This window comes from Catellatospora sp. NPDC049111 (assembly GCF_040648615.1).
Classification (GTDB): domain Bacteria; phylum Actinomycetota; class Actinomycetes; order Mycobacteriales; family Micromonosporaceae; genus Catellatospora; species Catellatospora aurea.
In genome coordinates, this window is sequence record NZ_JBEZEB010000039.1 from 48,776 (window position 1) to 62,169 (window position 13,394).

General features: G+C 71.4%; 21 protein-coding genes. 10 read left to right on the plus strand and 11 right to left on the minus strand.

Annotation, left to right across the window (positions count from 1 at the left end; genetic code table 11):
- Positions 1-75 precede the first annotated feature (75 nt).
- The 3 genes from AB0B66_RS34410 to AB0B66_RS34420 are packed head-to-tail and all read right to left on the minus strand — an operon-like array spanning position 76 to position 1,660.
- A complete protein-coding gene (locus AB0B66_RS34410; protein ID WP_360537905.1) occupies positions 76-909 on the minus strand; it encodes a helix-turn-helix transcriptional regulator in 834 nt (277 codons plus the stop codon).
- Positions 910-920: 11 nt separating this feature from the next.
- The gene (locus AB0B66_RS34415) at positions 921-1,463 is read right to left on the minus strand and encodes a DUF6879 family protein (protein ID WP_360537907.1); all 543 of its coding nucleotides are present in this window, start codon (positions 1,461-1,463) and stop codon (positions 921-923) included.
- Positions 1,460-1,660 carry a lipid A biosynthesis lauroyl acyltransferase gene (locus AB0B66_RS34420; RefSeq protein ID WP_360537909.1) on the minus strand — a complete coding sequence of 67 codons (201 nt, stop codon included), beginning with the start codon at positions 1,658-1,660 and terminating at the stop codon, positions 1,460-1,462. The genes AB0B66_RS34415 and AB0B66_RS34420 overlap by 4 nt, the downstream gene beginning before the upstream one ends.
- 300 nt (positions 1,661-1,960) lie before the next feature.
- Here AB0B66_RS34420 and AB0B66_RS34425 point away from each other — a divergent pair, with 300 nt between their 5' ends.
- The 8 genes from AB0B66_RS34425 (at position 1,961) to AB0B66_RS34460 (ending at position 4,802) form a co-directional block, all read left to right on the plus strand.
- Positions 1,961-2,170, plus strand: a complete 210-nt coding sequence (locus AB0B66_RS34425) for a hypothetical protein (RefSeq protein ID WP_360537911.1) — start codon at positions 1,961-1,963, stop codon at positions 2,168-2,170.
- Positions 2,167-2,367 (plus strand): hypothetical protein, encoded by a 201-nt coding sequence (locus tag AB0B66_RS34430; protein WP_360537913.1) that lies wholly within the window; start codon positions 2,167-2,169, stop codon positions 2,365-2,367. The genes AB0B66_RS34425 and AB0B66_RS34430 overlap by 4 nt, the downstream gene beginning before the upstream one ends.
- Positions 2,364-2,639: a hypothetical protein gene (locus AB0B66_RS34435; protein WP_360537915.1), complete on the plus strand. Its 276-nt coding sequence runs from the start codon at positions 2,364-2,366 to the stop codon at positions 2,637-2,639. Before AB0B66_RS34430 ends, AB0B66_RS34435 begins: the two co-directional genes overlap by 4 nt.
- Positions 2,612-2,872: a hypothetical protein gene (locus AB0B66_RS34440; RefSeq protein ID WP_360537993.1), complete on the plus strand. Its 261-nt coding sequence runs from the start codon at positions 2,612-2,614 to the stop codon at positions 2,870-2,872. The genes AB0B66_RS34435 and AB0B66_RS34440 overlap by 28 nt, the downstream gene beginning before the upstream one ends.
- A 191-nt stretch (positions 2,873-3,063) precedes the next feature.
- Complete coding sequence (locus AB0B66_RS34445; protein WP_360537917.1) at positions 3,064-3,318, plus strand: hypothetical protein; 255 nt, start codon at positions 3,064-3,066, stop codon at positions 3,316-3,318.
- 6 nt (positions 3,319-3,324) lie between these two features.
- Entirely contained in the window at positions 3,325-3,849 is a 525-nt protein-coding gene (locus AB0B66_RS34450; protein ID WP_360537919.1) for a hypothetical protein, read from the plus strand.
- A gap of 12 nt (positions 3,850-3,861) precedes the next feature.
- Positions 3,862-4,344 (plus strand): hypothetical protein, encoded by a 483-nt coding sequence (locus AB0B66_RS34455; RefSeq protein ID WP_360537921.1) that lies wholly within the window; start codon positions 3,862-3,864, stop codon positions 4,342-4,344.
- A gap of 272 nt (positions 4,345-4,616) precedes the next feature.
- Positions 4,617-4,802: a hypothetical protein gene (locus AB0B66_RS34460; protein ID WP_360537923.1), complete on the plus strand. Its 186-nt coding sequence runs from the start codon at positions 4,617-4,619 to the stop codon at positions 4,800-4,802.
- A gap of 102 nt (positions 4,803-4,904) precedes the next feature.
- On the opposite strand, the gene AB0B66_RS34465 is transcribed toward AB0B66_RS34460, so the two are convergent.
- The 7 genes from AB0B66_RS34465 to AB0B66_RS34495 form a co-directional block, all read right to left on the minus strand.
- The gene (locus tag AB0B66_RS34465) at positions 4,905-5,522 is read right to left on the minus strand and encodes a hypothetical protein (RefSeq protein ID WP_360537925.1); all 618 of its coding nucleotides are present in this window, start codon (positions 5,520-5,522) and stop codon (positions 4,905-4,907) included.
- A gap of 197 nt (positions 5,523-5,719) precedes the next feature.
- The gene (gene ribA, locus AB0B66_RS34470; protein WP_360537989.1) at positions 5,720-6,364 is read right to left on the minus strand and encodes a GTP cyclohydrolase II; all 645 of its coding nucleotides are present in this window, start codon (positions 6,362-6,364) and stop codon (positions 5,720-5,722) included.
- Between the two features lie 5 nt (positions 6,365-6,369).
- The gene (locus AB0B66_RS34475) at positions 6,370-7,074 is read right to left on the minus strand and encodes a dihydrofolate reductase family protein (RefSeq protein ID WP_360537927.1); all 705 of its coding nucleotides are present in this window, start codon (positions 7,072-7,074) and stop codon (positions 6,370-6,372) included.
- Positions 7,067-8,011, minus strand: coding sequence for a lysylphosphatidylglycerol synthase transmembrane domain-containing protein (locus tag AB0B66_RS34480; RefSeq protein ID WP_360537929.1), 945 nt, complete (start codon positions 8,009-8,011; stop codon positions 7,067-7,069). The genes AB0B66_RS34475 and AB0B66_RS34480 overlap by 8 nt, the downstream gene beginning before the upstream one ends.
- 91 nt (positions 8,012-8,102) lie before the next feature.
- Positions 8,103-9,158, minus strand: a complete 1,056-nt coding sequence (locus tag AB0B66_RS34485) for a glycosyltransferase family 4 protein (RefSeq protein WP_360537931.1) — start codon at positions 9,156-9,158, stop codon at positions 8,103-8,105.
- A 109-nt stretch (positions 9,159-9,267) separates the two neighbouring features.
- Positions 9,268-9,666: a 6-carboxytetrahydropterin synthase gene (locus AB0B66_RS34490; protein ID WP_360537933.1), complete on the minus strand. Its 399-nt coding sequence runs from the start codon at positions 9,664-9,666 to the stop codon at positions 9,268-9,270.
- A gap of 5 nt (positions 9,667-9,671) precedes the next feature.
- Positions 9,672-10,652 carry a zinc-binding alcohol dehydrogenase gene (locus AB0B66_RS34495; protein WP_360537935.1) on the minus strand — a complete coding sequence of 327 codons (981 nt, stop codon included), beginning with the start codon at positions 10,650-10,652 and terminating at the stop codon, positions 9,672-9,674.
- 44 nt (positions 10,653-10,696) lie between these two features.
- On the opposite strand from AB0B66_RS34495, the gene AB0B66_RS34500 reads away from it, so the two are divergent.
- On the plus strand, positions 10,697-11,479 hold the full coding sequence (locus AB0B66_RS34500) for a CDP-alcohol phosphatidyltransferase family protein (protein WP_360537937.1): 783 nt from the start codon (positions 10,697-10,699) through the stop codon (positions 11,477-11,479).
- On the opposite strand, the gene AB0B66_RS34505 is transcribed toward AB0B66_RS34500, so the two are convergent.
- Positions 11,411-12,139 carry an FkbM family methyltransferase gene (locus AB0B66_RS34505; RefSeq protein ID WP_360537939.1) on the minus strand — a complete coding sequence of 243 codons (729 nt, stop codon included), beginning with the start codon at positions 12,137-12,139 and terminating at the stop codon, positions 11,411-11,413. The two genes, AB0B66_RS34500 and AB0B66_RS34505, sit on opposite strands and share 69 nt — an antisense overlap.
- Positions 12,140-12,330: 191 nt before the next feature.
- On the opposite strand from AB0B66_RS34505, the gene AB0B66_RS34510 reads away from it, so the two are divergent.
- Complete coding sequence (locus AB0B66_RS34510) at positions 12,331-13,260, plus strand: aminoglycoside phosphotransferase family protein (protein WP_360537941.1); 930 nt, start codon at positions 12,331-12,333, stop codon at positions 13,258-13,260.
- The last annotated feature ends 134 nt before the right edge of the window (positions 13,261-13,394 follow it).

The window sequence follows — 13,394 nt, forward strand, 5'->3', positions numbered from 1 at the left end:
ATACTCCGCCGGGGTTCGGCCCCGTATGGAGAGTCTCGGCGGATGCCGATGGCATGAGGTTTCCGACTCCGGTTGTCAGCGCCGCGCTGCGGCGATCAACGCCAGAGCGTCCGCGCCCGTCGCCGCGAACTCCCATAGGCGATCGAGCGCGCGAGCGTACGCCGCCGACTCGTCCTCCGAACAGACCAGCTCGGACGTGATCGTCTCGACGATCGCCGTGGAGTCGTACAACTGGAACGCGTTCTGCGGCGTGATCGGCAGCTGCACGGCGAACGGCAGGATCCCGAACCGCACGTGCGGCAGGTCGACCGCGCTCATGAGCCGGTCAAGCTGCACCCGCATGACGTCCGGCGGGCAGAGCTGCCAGTGCAGAACCGGTTCGGCGAGCAGGAACGTGAACTGCTTGCCGGTGTCGTAGAGGTGCCGCTGCCGCTCCAGCCGGGCCGCCACCGCGGCATCGACGTCATCGACGTCCAGGCCGTGCAGCTCGACCATCTCGCAGAAGACCCGGCGGGCGTATGCAGGCGTCTGCAGCAGGCCAGGCACGTACGCGGTCTCGAAGTGGGTGATGGCCGTCGACTGTGCGACCAGGTCGTTGTACGACCGCTGGACCGGCGCGACACCCGCGCGCATCCGGCGGCGCCAGTCGCGGTGCACGTCACGGACCGCAGACAGCAGCTCGCCGAGCTCGTCCTGAGCGACAGCCGGAGCGCCGCAGACACTGACCCAGGTGCCGAGGTCGGCGACCGTGGGCAGTTGTTTGCCGTTCTCCAGCCGCGACACCTTGGACGCCGCCCAGCCGGCCGCCGCGGCGAGTTCTTTGCCGGACAACCCGGCGGCCTCGCGCAGCGTGCGCAGCCGCTCGGCAATGCCGCCGGGCTGGTTCAGCAGGTCATCAATCGTGGGCATGGGACTCCGGGCTATGCGTCGGCACCCACCGGATGGGGGATGCTGTGGTGGACTGCCAGGTCCCGCCACGCTCGCGCCTGCGCCACAGTATCGGAGTCGGCGACGATCTCTGACGTCAGGCGGCGTCCGTCGGTGTCGAAGGTCATGACGACCAGCCATGCGTCGTCGAACAGCCACCAGTCACGGTCGCCCGCCGCCGGGAGCAGCCCGACCTCGTGTGCGCGGGTGCGCGTCAGGTACCGGATGCTCTCCCCGGCCGCCGTGTTCCACGCGCCGATCCAGCGCTCCCAGCGCTGGTAGTCGGTCGGTGGGTCCTCCTGCACGCGGACGCGCTCGACGGTACGGCCGGCGGCGGTGTGCACCTGGATCTGGTTGTACCAGTCGGCGAGGTCCGGCACTTCGATCGGCGGCTGGGGGTCGCCCGCCTGCCATCGGGCGAAGGTCGCCGCCTCGCTCGGTTCGAGGTAGGCCTGCTGCAGTTCCAGCCGGAACGCGCTGGTGTGGAAGCGGCTGAACACGGCGGCGAACTCCGCGGCGGTCAGGGGCACGGTCACGCCCCGGTGCGCAGGCGGTCGAGGACATTCGCCGGGACGAAGACCGCGTCTTCATCGTCGGCGAGTTGCCGCAGCTGGGCGCGGTCGGCGTCGGCGAGTTTCACGCCTTGGACGACGTAGCCGCCGTCGACGGCGTAGAGGGTGGGGCAGCCGCCGCCCCCGGAGCTGGAGTCTTTCCACAGGAACTGCAACTGCATTGCCTTCTCCTCGGTTCGTCATCCGTCTATGTCGATGGTTGCAGTGAATTGCTTGATACGCAACGGCCCTCTCCACGTGCGGATGAGAGAGCTGGTGTTGGCATTATGGAACCTGGCACTCGCCATGGTACAGCAATTGCGAGCAATTGCTTGACTCGCCCACGTCAGCTGTGGACACTCGAAGACGCACCGGAGACGCTGGGTTCACCGACCCAGGTAGACAACCCTCGGTGCCCGGATCGGCACCAGGCCGGTGTGAACAGCTCCACCCGCCCGTGTTCTACCGAGGAGGCGACCACCATGGACGTTCTGTTCACTGCGATCTGCGCAGTGATCGTCGGCGCGATTGCCGGCTGGACCACGAGCAAGCGGGCGGCGCACTGGTGCCAGGACTGCGGCGGCACACTGCCGTTGCGCCATCGCGCCGGCGAGGGATGCCGTGCCGACCGCCGTGCTGACATCGCCTCGTACGCGGACCACCTCGCGACCGAGCCGGGGGCGCGCCCGTGAGCACCCTGACCGCGCTCCTGCCGATCAGTGACGCGGCCGCCGCGCGCCTGCACCGGCAGCTCAACGAGCACGCTGCGGCTGCCACCGGACCCTGTCGGCGGTGCCACCAGTGGCGGTGCATGCCGTGGCGGGATGCGTACGCCGAGCTCGCCGCAGCCGGGCGCATCGCCCCGATCCAGTGGAGAAGGCCGACGTGACCGAACATATGACGTACGAGCTTCCCGCCGACCATCCCGAGCCGCAGATCGGCGATGTGCTGCAGGTCCCGCACTACCTGGTCGACCGCCCGCCCGTGCTGGTGACCGTCACTCGGGTCGACGCGTGCGTCAGTCTGCGGCCGTCGGCATGGTGGGTGTTCGGGCAGGAGCGAGCCGGTTACGGCGTCCGGGTCTACGTGCACAGGCAGCACCCGCAGCGCGGCGAGCAGGCCGAGGGGGCGACGTGGCGGGACCAACTGCGGGCGGCCTGAAGTCGCGCCCCACCCTCGCGGGCCTCCAGCCGGGCGATCTGCTGCACACCACGCGCGAGGCGAGTGTCCAGTTCCAGCAGTCGATGATGCTCCGACTGATCCGCGTGCACGACTGGGCGACGTACGACGGCTGGGTGTGGCTCGACGGCTACCAAATAAACGCGGCCGGGGACGCGGTCGAGCGGCGCTCGATCTTCGTGCAGCGCTCGGGCCTGCACTTCGTCCGGGGCTAGGTTCTGTGTACTGGACAGGGCCTGGCGAATCCCCCGATTGGCTCGGCAACAACACGAGGCTTCCTCCCGGATACCTCGCCGGGGTTCGGTACCCCGACAGCAGCGGACGCCCCTAACCAACAAGATCGGTCAGAGGCTCGATCCGCCGGGACGGAACCGCCCTGGCGGGTGCCTGCTAGCGTGCCGTTCTCATGAAGCCTGTGAAGTCGCCGCTGGGGAAGATCGCCGTCTGGCTCGGCATCGCCGGTCTTGTGCTGCTGCTGGCCAGCTTCAGGAACCGGGTCACCACTGAGATCGACATCCAGCATGGACGCGTCTACCTGCTGGCCATCAGCCTTGCCGTGCTCACCTGGGCGGTGGTGTTCGGTGTGGGCGAGGTGATCATCCGGGAGCTGAGGGAGCATGAACTGACGCGCCGCGTGCTGCGCGATGCCAGGGCGGAGTAGCCGCGCTTGAGCTTGCACTACGAATGGACGCTCTCGCTGCGCCTGCGCGCGGACGTGTCCGAACGTTTTCTCGCCGAGCTTCGCTTTCACCTCGGGCTGGCTGAAGAACTGCCCGAAGACCCCGAACTCGAGTACGGCTGGCCGTGCCTGGTCGGGGACTCGGACGACGTCCTGCCCGGCGGTGGTGCCCGGTCCCTGGTCCTCCAGCAGCCGTATTCGAGTCGGCCCGCTTCGCTCGGGCTGTTCGTCAGGTTGATGGTCCGCGACGACGAGTTGTATGACGTGATCCAGACCGTGCCCGCGTGGCTGGCCCCCCGGTCGGCGACGCAGGGCTGGATCGGGTTCGCGCGCGAGGAGCAATCGCTGCACCCCTGGCTGAATCTCTACGTCCAGGACGGGCACGCGTACGCGGCTCATCCCGGCGGCATAGCTCACCCACTGGCCGAATCAGCGCCGCCCTTCAGGCTTAGCGAGACCACGGACCTGAGGGCAGGGTGCCTGTCCGAGTTGCCACGCATCGTCGGTTCCTAGCCTGCCGGCCTGATGACACGACGATTCGGGAATCGGAGCACCTTCGCCGTCGAGGTCGGCGAGGCCTGGTCTCGGGACCTGCGCATCGTCGACCTCTGGGCCGGGGGCAAACGGCTGACGACCGACGACGACACGGCATTCGTCCCGTCCATCTGCCATCAGCTGCGGTTGACCGCAGCGCTGGTGCGGCAGCGTGAGATACCGCCCTGTCCCTTCCCTGGCCGGTCTCCGGAAGAGATCTTCCGGCTGTTGCGGGCAGACGGCACGGAGTTCGCAGAGCGGTACTGGCTCATGGAGTGGAGCGAGATCGTCGACAACGTGTCCAAGTACGCCTACCTGGACCGGGAACTGGTGATCGTCTTCGCTTTCTGGCGGGCGACGCACCCGTTCCCCGAGGACCTGGGCAAGGTCTTCACTGCCAGGATCCCGCCGGACGAGTTCGCGAGCACGGTGCAGGATGCGGCTGACCTGATGCACGCCGAATGGGCCGGTTGAGGCCACTGCGGCGCAACGGCCGGATTTCCAATCGACTGGCCGGCGTTCGCCGGACCCGGTGCCGATCTTGGCTGCGGTACGGTCGCACCGCGGAACGGGACCGACTCATCCGGCTGCTCGGTGAGCCCGTCGACGCGTTCCGGGCCTGCCGCCAGGCGCTGCGAGACGGAGCGTCCTTTCGGATCTCGGAAGATTCCGCGCCGCTGCCGGCTCACCACTATGCGGGAATCTACGCACATCGAGAACGGCACGTCCGGCAAGCCGGAATTCCCGTGCTCGGTTTCCGGGAAGCAGTCGACCGGCTCGACGAGCTGGGAGATCAACCACTGCGGCTCGGTCAGGTGGCCGTGCTGTCGCCGCCGTACCACTTCCTGCTGTTCCTGACCGCAGATCTGTCCGCTGTGGTGGCGTGCATCGGAGTGGACCAGCAGCATCAGGCCGGTCGATGGCGGAGCTGATCACACACCCGCCCTTCATGCGCCGCCAGACCATCCACGGCTGACGCCTGACACGGCGACCCGTTGTCAACGGATCACCGTGTCAGGCGGTCAGGGAGGGGATCAGCAGAAGTCGGTGCCGCCCTCGTAGCTGGACTTCAGGTAGGCGGCGTCACCGGCGATCATGGCGAAGACCTTCTTGTTCTGGTCGAGGTCGAACAGGATGCCCCGCCCGGACGTCGTGGTGACCAGGTACGCCGCGCCGCCGTTCAGTTCCTTGCCGAGGTTGCCGTAGATCGACGAGACGGCGGCCAGCGTCATGCCCAGGCGGGCGCCGGACGGCGTCGGGATGGTCTTGGACCGGTTGACCACCAGGTACAGCACACCGTCGGGCCGGAACTGGAGCTGGATGTCCTTCCAGACGCCGGTGCCGCTCGCGGTCGTGTTCACCGGGCAGGTCTCGGCCCCGGTGGCGACCTTGTCGAGGATTCCGCCCGCCTTCAGCGCCTCCAGGTTCGCGCCGATCGTGTAGGGGCCCGCGCCGTCGACGGTGAAGTTGATCGCGGGGGAGGGCGACGGCGACGCTGCCGGGCTCGTCTCCGCGCTGGGGGAGGCCTCCGCGGACACGCTGGTCTGCGCGCTCGGCGCGGGCGTGGTCGGGGCGGGGTCGTCGTCGCCGCAGCCGGCGAGGACGGCGACGGTGAGCACGGGGAGCAGGGCGAGACAGGCACGACGCAGCATGATCTGTAGTGGAGCGGATCGCGGATCGGCGCGCTATCAGCAAACCGACTCACGTTTCAGCCCACACGCACATCGGCCCGAACGGCCGATCCCACCCGATCCCGTCGTCCCGGCGTGCGGTTTCCGGGAAACTGCGCCTTGGCGGCCGCCCATTGCCGCACTTTCCTGGAAACTGCACGCCGACAGGCGAGCGGGCGTCAGCGCGTCGGGCGGAGTTGGAGGGTGTGGGCGGCGTGGCGGGCCTTGGTGGCCAGGTAGCCGGCGTTGGCGGGGGAGAGGTGCACCTCGGTCGGGACACGTTCGGTCACCGCGACGCCGAGCCGGGTGAGCTGCTCGGCCTTGTCGGGGTTGTTGGACAGCAGCGCGACCCGGGTCACGTCGAGGGCGCGGAGCATCTGCGCGGCGACGGTGTAGTCGCGGGCGTCCTCGTCGTGGCCGAGGGCGAGGTTCGCCTCATAGGTGTCCAGGCCGGTGTCCTGCAGCGCGTACGCCTCCATCTTGGCGTACAGGCCGATGCCCCGGCCCTCCTGTCGCAGGTAGAGCAGGTAGCCGCCGGCGACGGTGATGCGTTCGGCGGCCTCGCGCAGCTGCGGGCCGCAGTCGCAGCGCTGGCTGCCGAACACGTCGCCGGTCAGGCATTCGCTGTGCGGCCGGACCAGGGGGACGGGCAGGTCGTCGGCGGCGCGGCGCAGGGTCGTGGCGTGGTCGCCGAGGCCGAGCGCGAGGTGTTCGCGACCGTCGACGAGGCCGGTGAAGGTGACGACCCGAGCCGTGGTCGTGTAGCCGTCGGGGAACCGCAGCGGCACCTGGACCTGGGTGCGCACCGTCGCCAGCGGCAGCATGCCGGTCACCGGCCCTGCTCGGCGCTGTCGAAGCGGGGTGACAGCGCGTACCGCAGCAGCACCACGTCCCCGATCTGCTGGACGTCGGCCAGTTTCGCGCGCCGCCCGGGGTGGAACGGGAAGTCGCCGTCGTTGACGAAGCGGCTGGCCCGCGAGTCGCCGACGAAGAACGGGGCCACCACCAGGTGCAGCTCGTCGGCGAGGTCGGCGGTGAGGAACTGGGTGTGGATGGTGCCGCCGCCCTCGACCATCAGCCGCTCGACGCCGCGCTCGTACAGGTCTTCGGTGACCTGGCGCAGGTCCACGGGCAGGCCGCCGTCGACGACGGTGGCGACGTCGCCGAGCATGGCGCGGGCGTGCTCGACGCGCGGGCTGGCGCAGTACACGATCTTCTCGGCGTCGCCGGCGGTGAAGAAGGCGGCTCCGGGGTCGAGTTTGGCCTTCTCGGTGACGGTGACCTTGATCGGGCACTCCGGCATGCCGCGGGCGACCCGGGCGTCGCGGCGGGACTGGGTGCGCACCATCAGCCGCGGGTTGTCCCGGCGTACGGTACGCGCGCCGACGAGGATCGCGTCGCAGGAGGCGCGGACGGCGTCGACGCGGTCGAAGTCGGCCGCGTTCGACAGCAGCAGCCGCTCGTCGGTCGCGCCGTCGAGGTAGCCGTCGATCGACATGCTGCAACTGAGCAGGACGTACGGGCGCTCACGCATGCTGTCCACTCCGAGGTTTGGTGCGTGCCAGCAGGACGGCGGCCCCGGGCAGCGCGGCGACCAGGCCGAGCACGCCGTAGGTGACGGCGGCGGCGACGCCCTGCGTGGAGGTCATCCCGGCGGCGGCGAACGCCCAGGCGGCGACGCCTTCGCGCGGGCCCCAGCCGGCGACGTTCAGCGGCACCGCCATGGCCAGCAGGGCGAGCTGGGTCAACGGCACCAGCAGCGTCACCGGCGCGTGCGCGCCCGCGGTGCGGGCCGCGATCACGAACATGACGAGCTGTCCGGTCACGACGACCGCGGAGGCCAGGCCGATGCCGACCCAGCGGCGGCGGGTGACCAGGACCTGCCGGACATCGGTGTACGCGGTGCGCAGCGCCGCCGCCCAGCGCGCCGACCGGCCCCGGGCCACGGCCCGTAGTGCCAGCGCGACGGCGAGCACGGTCGCCGCGACGGCCGCGACGATCAGCGGCATGCGGTCGCGCACCGGGGACGGCAGCACCAGCAGCAACAGCAGTGAGGCGGTGATCTGCACGGTCAGCCCGATGGTGCGCTCCAGCACCACGGCCCGCACCGCGAGGCGCACGTCGCTGATGTCCAGCCCGTGCCGCACCGCGCGGTGCACGTCGCCGACCACGCCGCCGGGCAGCGTCGTGTTGAGGAACAGCGAGCGGTAGTACGCCTTGACGGCCCGTCCCAACGGCAGCCGCACGCCGAGGCCCTCGGCGACCAGGCTCCACCGCCAGGCGCAGGCCACCGTGCTCAGCGCGCCGAGCCCGAGCGCGGCCAGCAGCGCCGGCCGGTCGACCAGGCGTACGCCGTCGAGGAACGGTCCGGTGCCGACCTGCCACACCAGCAGCGCGAGGATGAGCAGGCCCGCGATCGCGCGCACCCAGGCCCCGACGCGGCCCGCGGGCGGCGGGGGGACCTCTGTCACGGCACGGTGCAACACGCTCTCCTGTTCAGACACTTCATCCTTCCTAGAGGTACCGTCCCCGCGTGTCTGTGGATTTATACACACAGCGCCGTCATCGGGCCAGCGGACCGTGCGCTTCCACCCGGCGGAGGACCGTGCCGATCCGCTCCGCGGTGCGGGTCCAGTCGGTGAGGTGTGCGCGTCGGGCGCGGGCCGTCCGCCGGAGCCGGTCGCGCAGTTCCGCGTCGGTGAGCCAGCGGCGCAGGGCCGTGGCGAAAGCAGCGCTGTCGGGTGGGACCAGCAGGCCGGGGAGGCCGCCGTCCGGGGCCGCGCCGAGCGCCTCGGGCAGTCCCTGGACATCGCTGACCAGCGCCGGGATGCCCCGGGCCAGTGCTTCGGTGACGACCATGCCATAGCTCTCCCCGCGCGAGGGCAGCACGAGCAGATCCGCGGCCGCGTACATTGCGGCCAGGTCCTCGCCCGTGCGCACGCCCGCGAAAGTGATCCGGCCGGCGACCGGATGTTCCCGCAGCCGTGCCGCGTAAGCCGGGTCGCGGTCGGGCGAGCCGACGAACACGCAGCTCCAGGGTAGCTCGGGGAGCGTGGCCAGGGCGTCGAGAAGCAGGTGGTGGCCCTTGTGCGGGGCGAGCGCCGCCACGCAGAGCAGCCGGGTTCCGGCGGGTGAGCCGGGGGCGGGCGGAGCGGGGTCCACCCCGGGTGGGGCGGAGACGACGTGGCCGTACGGCAGGCCGTACGCCTCGATGGCCCGCTCGCGGCACCACCGGCTGGTGGTGACGACGGCGGCCGCGCCCCGCAGCACCCTGGCCTCGCCGGGCCGCAGGCCCGCGTCGGTGTCGCCGAACAGCATGTGGGCGAGCACGACGAGCCGCAGCCGGGGCGCGCACGCGGCGAGCACGTCCGGCGCGGCGACGGCGACCAGGCCGTCGAGCAGCACCACCGCGTCGCCGGGCAGCGACGCGAGCACCCCGGCCAACCGGGAAAGGTCTGGCGTGGCCGGATGCGGCCACCCGCCCGCGACCGGGTGTTCGCGCACCGTCCAACCTGCCGCGGCCAGCTCGTGGCAGACACGCCGGTCGTAGACATTGCCCCCGCTGGGGAGGGCGGGATCGTCGACACCGCCGGGGAGTACGACGTGCACGGTGCTCACGCGCCGACCCGCCGGGTGTCCCTCTCGGATCTTGTGCACTTCGTGTCGCTCCGGCAGCACGAAGTGCACAAGATCCGGACTCGGCCCGACGGAACGGCGCGGCGGGTGCTCACAGGGGGCGCTCGTAGGAGGCCCAGGCGATGTGCGACTCGTGCAGGGTCACCGTGATGCCGGCCAGGCCGCGGGCGTTGTCGCCGAACGCTCCCGCGTGCACCCGGGCGGCCAGCCGGTCGGCGATGACCTGGGCGAGCTTCTCGGTCGTGGTGTTGACGCCCGCGAACGCGGGGTCGTCGTCGAGGTTGCGCAGGTTCAGCGCGCCGACGACGGCGTTGAGCTCCTGCGACGCGGCGGCGATGTCGACCACGATGTCGTCGGGGTCCAGCTCGGCGCGCTTGAACGTCGCGTCGACGATGAACGTCGCGCCGTGCAGGCGCTGGGCCGGGCCGAAGACCTCACCCCGGAAGCTGTGGGCGATCATCATGTGGTCGCGGACCGTCACGCTGAACATGGGGGTCACTCTCCGTCGTAGCTGATGGTGTGGCACAGGGCGGGCAGGGTGCCGTCGGCGAGGCCGGCCAGCACCTCGGGCAGCCGGTCGAACGACGACTCGCCGGACAGCAGGGTGTCGAAGGCCGGGTCGCGCAGCAGGTCCAGGGCGATGGCGAGCCGGTCGGTGAAGGAGCGCCGCGCGGCGCGGGCCGGGGAGACCGTGCCGACCTGGCTGCCCCGGATGGTCAGCCGTCCGGAGTGGAAGGCGCCGCCCAGCGACAGGCCGATCTCGCGGTCGCCGTACCAGCTCAGCTCGACGACGGTGCCCTCCGGGGCCAGCAGGTCGAGTGCCCGCTGCAGCCCGGCACCGGTGGCGGAGGCGTGGAAGACCAGGTCGTTACCGCCCTCGGCGGCTTCGGGGGCGGCGAACGTGACGCCGAGCGCCGCCGCGACCGCGGCCCGTTCCGGGTTGGTGTCCACGAGCTGCACCGACACCCCGGGGAAGCGGGCCAGCAGGGCCGCGACGCAGCAGCCGACCATGCCCGCGCCGAGCACCGCGATCCGGTCGCCGACCAGCGGCGGGCCGTCCCACAGCGCGTTGACCGCGGTCTCCACGGTGCCCGCGAGCACGGCCCGGCGCGCGGGCACGCCGTCGGGCACCGGCACCACCGCGCTCGCGGGCGCCACGTAGCGGGTCTGGTGCGGGTACAGGCAGAAGACGGTACGTCCGAGCAGCTCGGGCGGGCCCTGTTCGACGACGCCGACGTTGAGGTAGCCGTACTTCACCGGACCGGGGAAGTCGCCCTCCTGGAACGGGGCGCGCATCACGGCGTACTGGCTCGGCGGGACCTCGCCGCGGAACACCAGCGTCTCGGTGCCCCTGCTCAGACCGGAGTGGAGGGTGCGGACGAGCACCTCGCCGGGCCCGGGATCGGGCAGCGCCACGGGACGGATCTCGCCCGCGCCGGGCGCGGCGGTCCAGAAGGCGCGCGCGTAGGATGCCATCGGCTTCCTCTCCTCGGATCAAGGTCGAACCTAACGGAGGTACGGTGCCGCCGGTAAGACCGGGCCCCGTGATCGGGCTGTTCGTCCAGTTCGCCATGCTCGCGCTGCTGTCCGCGGCGGTCGGTCTCGGACACGCCGGATGGGCGGCGGGAATCTGCTACGCCGTGGGGCTGTGCGTGCTGCTGACCCGGGCGATGCACACCGCCGGGCTGGTCGCGTTCGGACCCGCCGACGTGGTCACGCTGACCCGCGCGGCGCTCGCGGGAGGTGTCACCGCGCTGACCGCGGCCTCGTTCACCGGCGACATCCGGGTGCTGGTGCTGGTCGGGATCACGGTCGTGGCGCTGGTGCTCGACGCGGTCGACGGCAAGGTCGCCCGGCGCACCGGCACCGCGACGGAGTTCGGCGCGCGGTTCGACATGGAGGTCGACGCGTTCCTCATCCTGGTGCTGAGCTGCTACGTCGCACCGTCGGTGGGGTGGTGGGTGGCAGCGATCGGCGCGATGCGCTATGCCTGGGTCGTGGCCACCTGGGTCCTGCCGTGGCTGCGCGGGCAGCTGTTCCCGCGATACTGGCGCAAGGTGGTGGCCGCGATCCAGGGCATCGTGCTGGTGACGGCCGCCGCGGACGTGCTGCCCCGGCCCATAACGCTCATTGCGCTCGCGGGCGCGCTCGCCCTGCTCACCGAGTCGTTCGGCCGCGACGTGGTCTACCTGTGGCGGCGGCGCACCGCGACGGCCGCCGCAGCCCGGCGGGCGCTACAGCGAGCGGGCGCGGGCGTAGACGTCGCCGGAACGGCCGAGGGCGCGGAAGCGCTCGTCAAGTAGCCGCACCAGGCCGACCGCGTCCAGCCACTGCTCGCTCGCGAAGCGCATGGTCTCCACGGGCGCGTAGTTGTACTCGTACGCGCCGAGCCGGTCCACCAGGTCCAGCGTGGTGAGGGCGGCCTCGTGGGCGAAGGGCAGGTACTCGAACGACAGCGCGCGCAGCGGCCGGGACAGCCCGCGCAGCACGTCCGCCTCGAAGCCCTCTACGTCGATCTTGCAGAAGGCCGGCTCGCCGTGGGTCGCGATGAGATCGTCCAGGGTGACCACCTCGACCTCGACCGACCGGTCCCAGCGCACCTCGGCGAAGCGCTCGTCGGCCGCGGTCACCGACTCGATCCACTCGTGCGACAGCGAGGACACCGTCGGCGTCGCCGACGACAGCGCGAGCGACGCCGTGCCTGCCCGCGCCCCGACGGCGGTCGGCAGGATGGTCACACCCTCGTCCCGACCGAAGAACAGCCGCAGCACCCGCAGGCAGTCCGGCTGCGGCTCGATCGCCAGCACCCGCGCCCCGAGCCGCCGCCACGGCCGCACCCGGCTCCCGACATGCGCGCCGACGTCGAACGCGAGATCACCCGGCCCGAGGAACTGCCCGTAGAACCGGCGCATGCGCCGATGGCGGCCCGGGATGGCGTGGTACATCGCGAGAGACCGGGCCATTCCCCACACGCGAGCGAGCATGGCCGAGCCTAACCCGCCACCGCGCCCACCACCCGCGCCCCGCCCCGAGGCGAAGGAAGGGCACCTTCACAACGCTCCGCGTTGTAGAAGGTGCCCTTCCCAACGTCGCTCCGGGCGGAGCAGGCGAAATCCGGTGGTTGGGGAGGTGGGAGGGGTGGGATGGTGGGGCGGTGATCGAGTTTCCCGACCGGATGCGGCGGACCGCGTTGAGCAAGGGGGCGGCGGGCCAGGAGTGGCTGGCGGCGCTGCCGGAGCGGCTCGCTTACGTGTGCGCGGTCTGGGAGCTGACGCCCGGAGAGGCGCTCGACGGCGGCTCGGCCGCGCTGGTGCTGAAGGTGCGCCGCAGTGACGGCACGGACGCGGTGGTGCGGCTCGCCCCGCCGGGGGACGGGTTCGCCGGGCAGGTGCGCACCATCGCGGCCGCGGACGGGCACGGGTACGTCCGGCTGTACGCCCACGACCCCGCCCGGGACGCCTCGCTGCTGGAACCGCTCGGCCCGGCGTTGGGCACCACTGCGCCCTCGCCCGAGCACACGCTCGACGTGCTGGCCGCGACGCTGCGGCAGGCCTGGCTGGTGCCCCGCCCGCCGGATGCGACCGTGCCGCCCGGCACGGACAAGGCCAGCACGCTCGCCGAGCTGATCATCGAGCTGTGGCCGGAGACCGGGCGGCCCTGCCCGGCCGAGGTCGTCGACCGGGCCGTCGGCTACGCCCACCGCCGCGCGGCCGCGTTCGATCTGGACGGCAGCGTGGTCTGCCACGGGGACCCGCACCCGGACAACGCGCTCGCGGTGCTGTCGCCCCGCCCCGGCGCGGGGTCGGGCTACGTCTTCATCGACCCGGACGGCTTCCTCTGCGACCCGGCCTACGATCTCGGGGTCGCGGTGCGCGGCTGGACGGACGAGGTGCTGGCGGCGGATGACCCGGTTGGGCTGGTGCGGGGCTACTGCGCGCGGCTGGCCGCGGCTACCGGGGTGGACGAGCAGGCGATCTGGGAGTGGGGCTTCACCGAGCGGGTGTCGTCGGGGCTCTACATGATCCGGCACGGCGCTCCTGACGAGGGCCGCGAATACCTCGCGTCCGCCGCCCGTCTGCTGTGAGGCACGGCTCGAGTCCATGATCGCCATTTCGGGTCAGATCACGAGGTGGGACCGCAGTTCCTGACCCGAAACGGCGATCTCCGCAGGCGTCGCGTTCGGAAGATCTTGCGTAGCGGCTCTCGTGCCGTTCTGCT

Bases quoted from the DNA above. Each gene is read 5' to 3' on its own strand.
- AB0B66_RS34410 (WP_360537905.1), bottom strand. From the start codon at position 909: ATGCCCACGATTGATGACCTGCTGAACCAGCCCGGCGGCATTGCCGAG.
- AB0B66_RS34425 (WP_360537911.1), top strand. From the start codon at position 1,961: ATGGACGTTCTGTTCACTGCGATCTGCGCAGTGATCGTCGGCGCGATT.
- ribA (WP_360537989.1), bottom strand. From the start codon at position 6,364: ATGCTGCCGCTGGCGACGGTGCGCACCCAGGTCCAGGTGCCGCTGCGG.
- AB0B66_RS34455 (WP_360537921.1), top strand. From the start codon at position 3,862: ATGACACGACGATTCGGGAATCGGAGCACCTTCGCCGTCGAGGTCGGC.
- AB0B66_RS34490 (WP_360537933.1), bottom strand. From the start codon at position 9,666: ATGTTCAGCGTGACGGTCCGCGACCACATGATGATCGCCCACAGCTTC.
- AB0B66_RS34495 (WP_360537935.1), bottom strand. From the start codon at position 10,652: ATGGCATCCTACGCGCGCGCCTTCTGGACCGCCGCGCCCGGCGCGGGC.
- AB0B66_RS34465 (WP_360537925.1), bottom strand. From the start codon at position 5,522: ATGCTGCGTCGTGCCTGTCTCGCCCTGCTCCCCGTGCTCACCGTCGCC.
- AB0B66_RS34420 (WP_360537909.1), bottom strand. From the start codon at position 1,660: ATGCAGTTGCAGTTCCTGTGGAAAGACTCCAGCTCCGGGGGCGGCGGC.
- AB0B66_RS34505 (WP_360537939.1), bottom strand. From the start codon at position 12,139: ATGGCCCGGTCTCTCGCGATGTACCACGCCATCCCGGGCCGCCATCGG.
- AB0B66_RS34475 (WP_360537927.1), bottom strand. From the start codon at position 7,074: ATGCGTGAGCGCCCGTACGTCCTGCTCAGTTGCAGCATGTCGATCGAC.
- AB0B66_RS34445 (WP_360537917.1), top strand. From the start codon at position 3,064: ATGAAGCCTGTGAAGTCGCCGCTGGGGAAGATCGCCGTCTGGCTCGGC.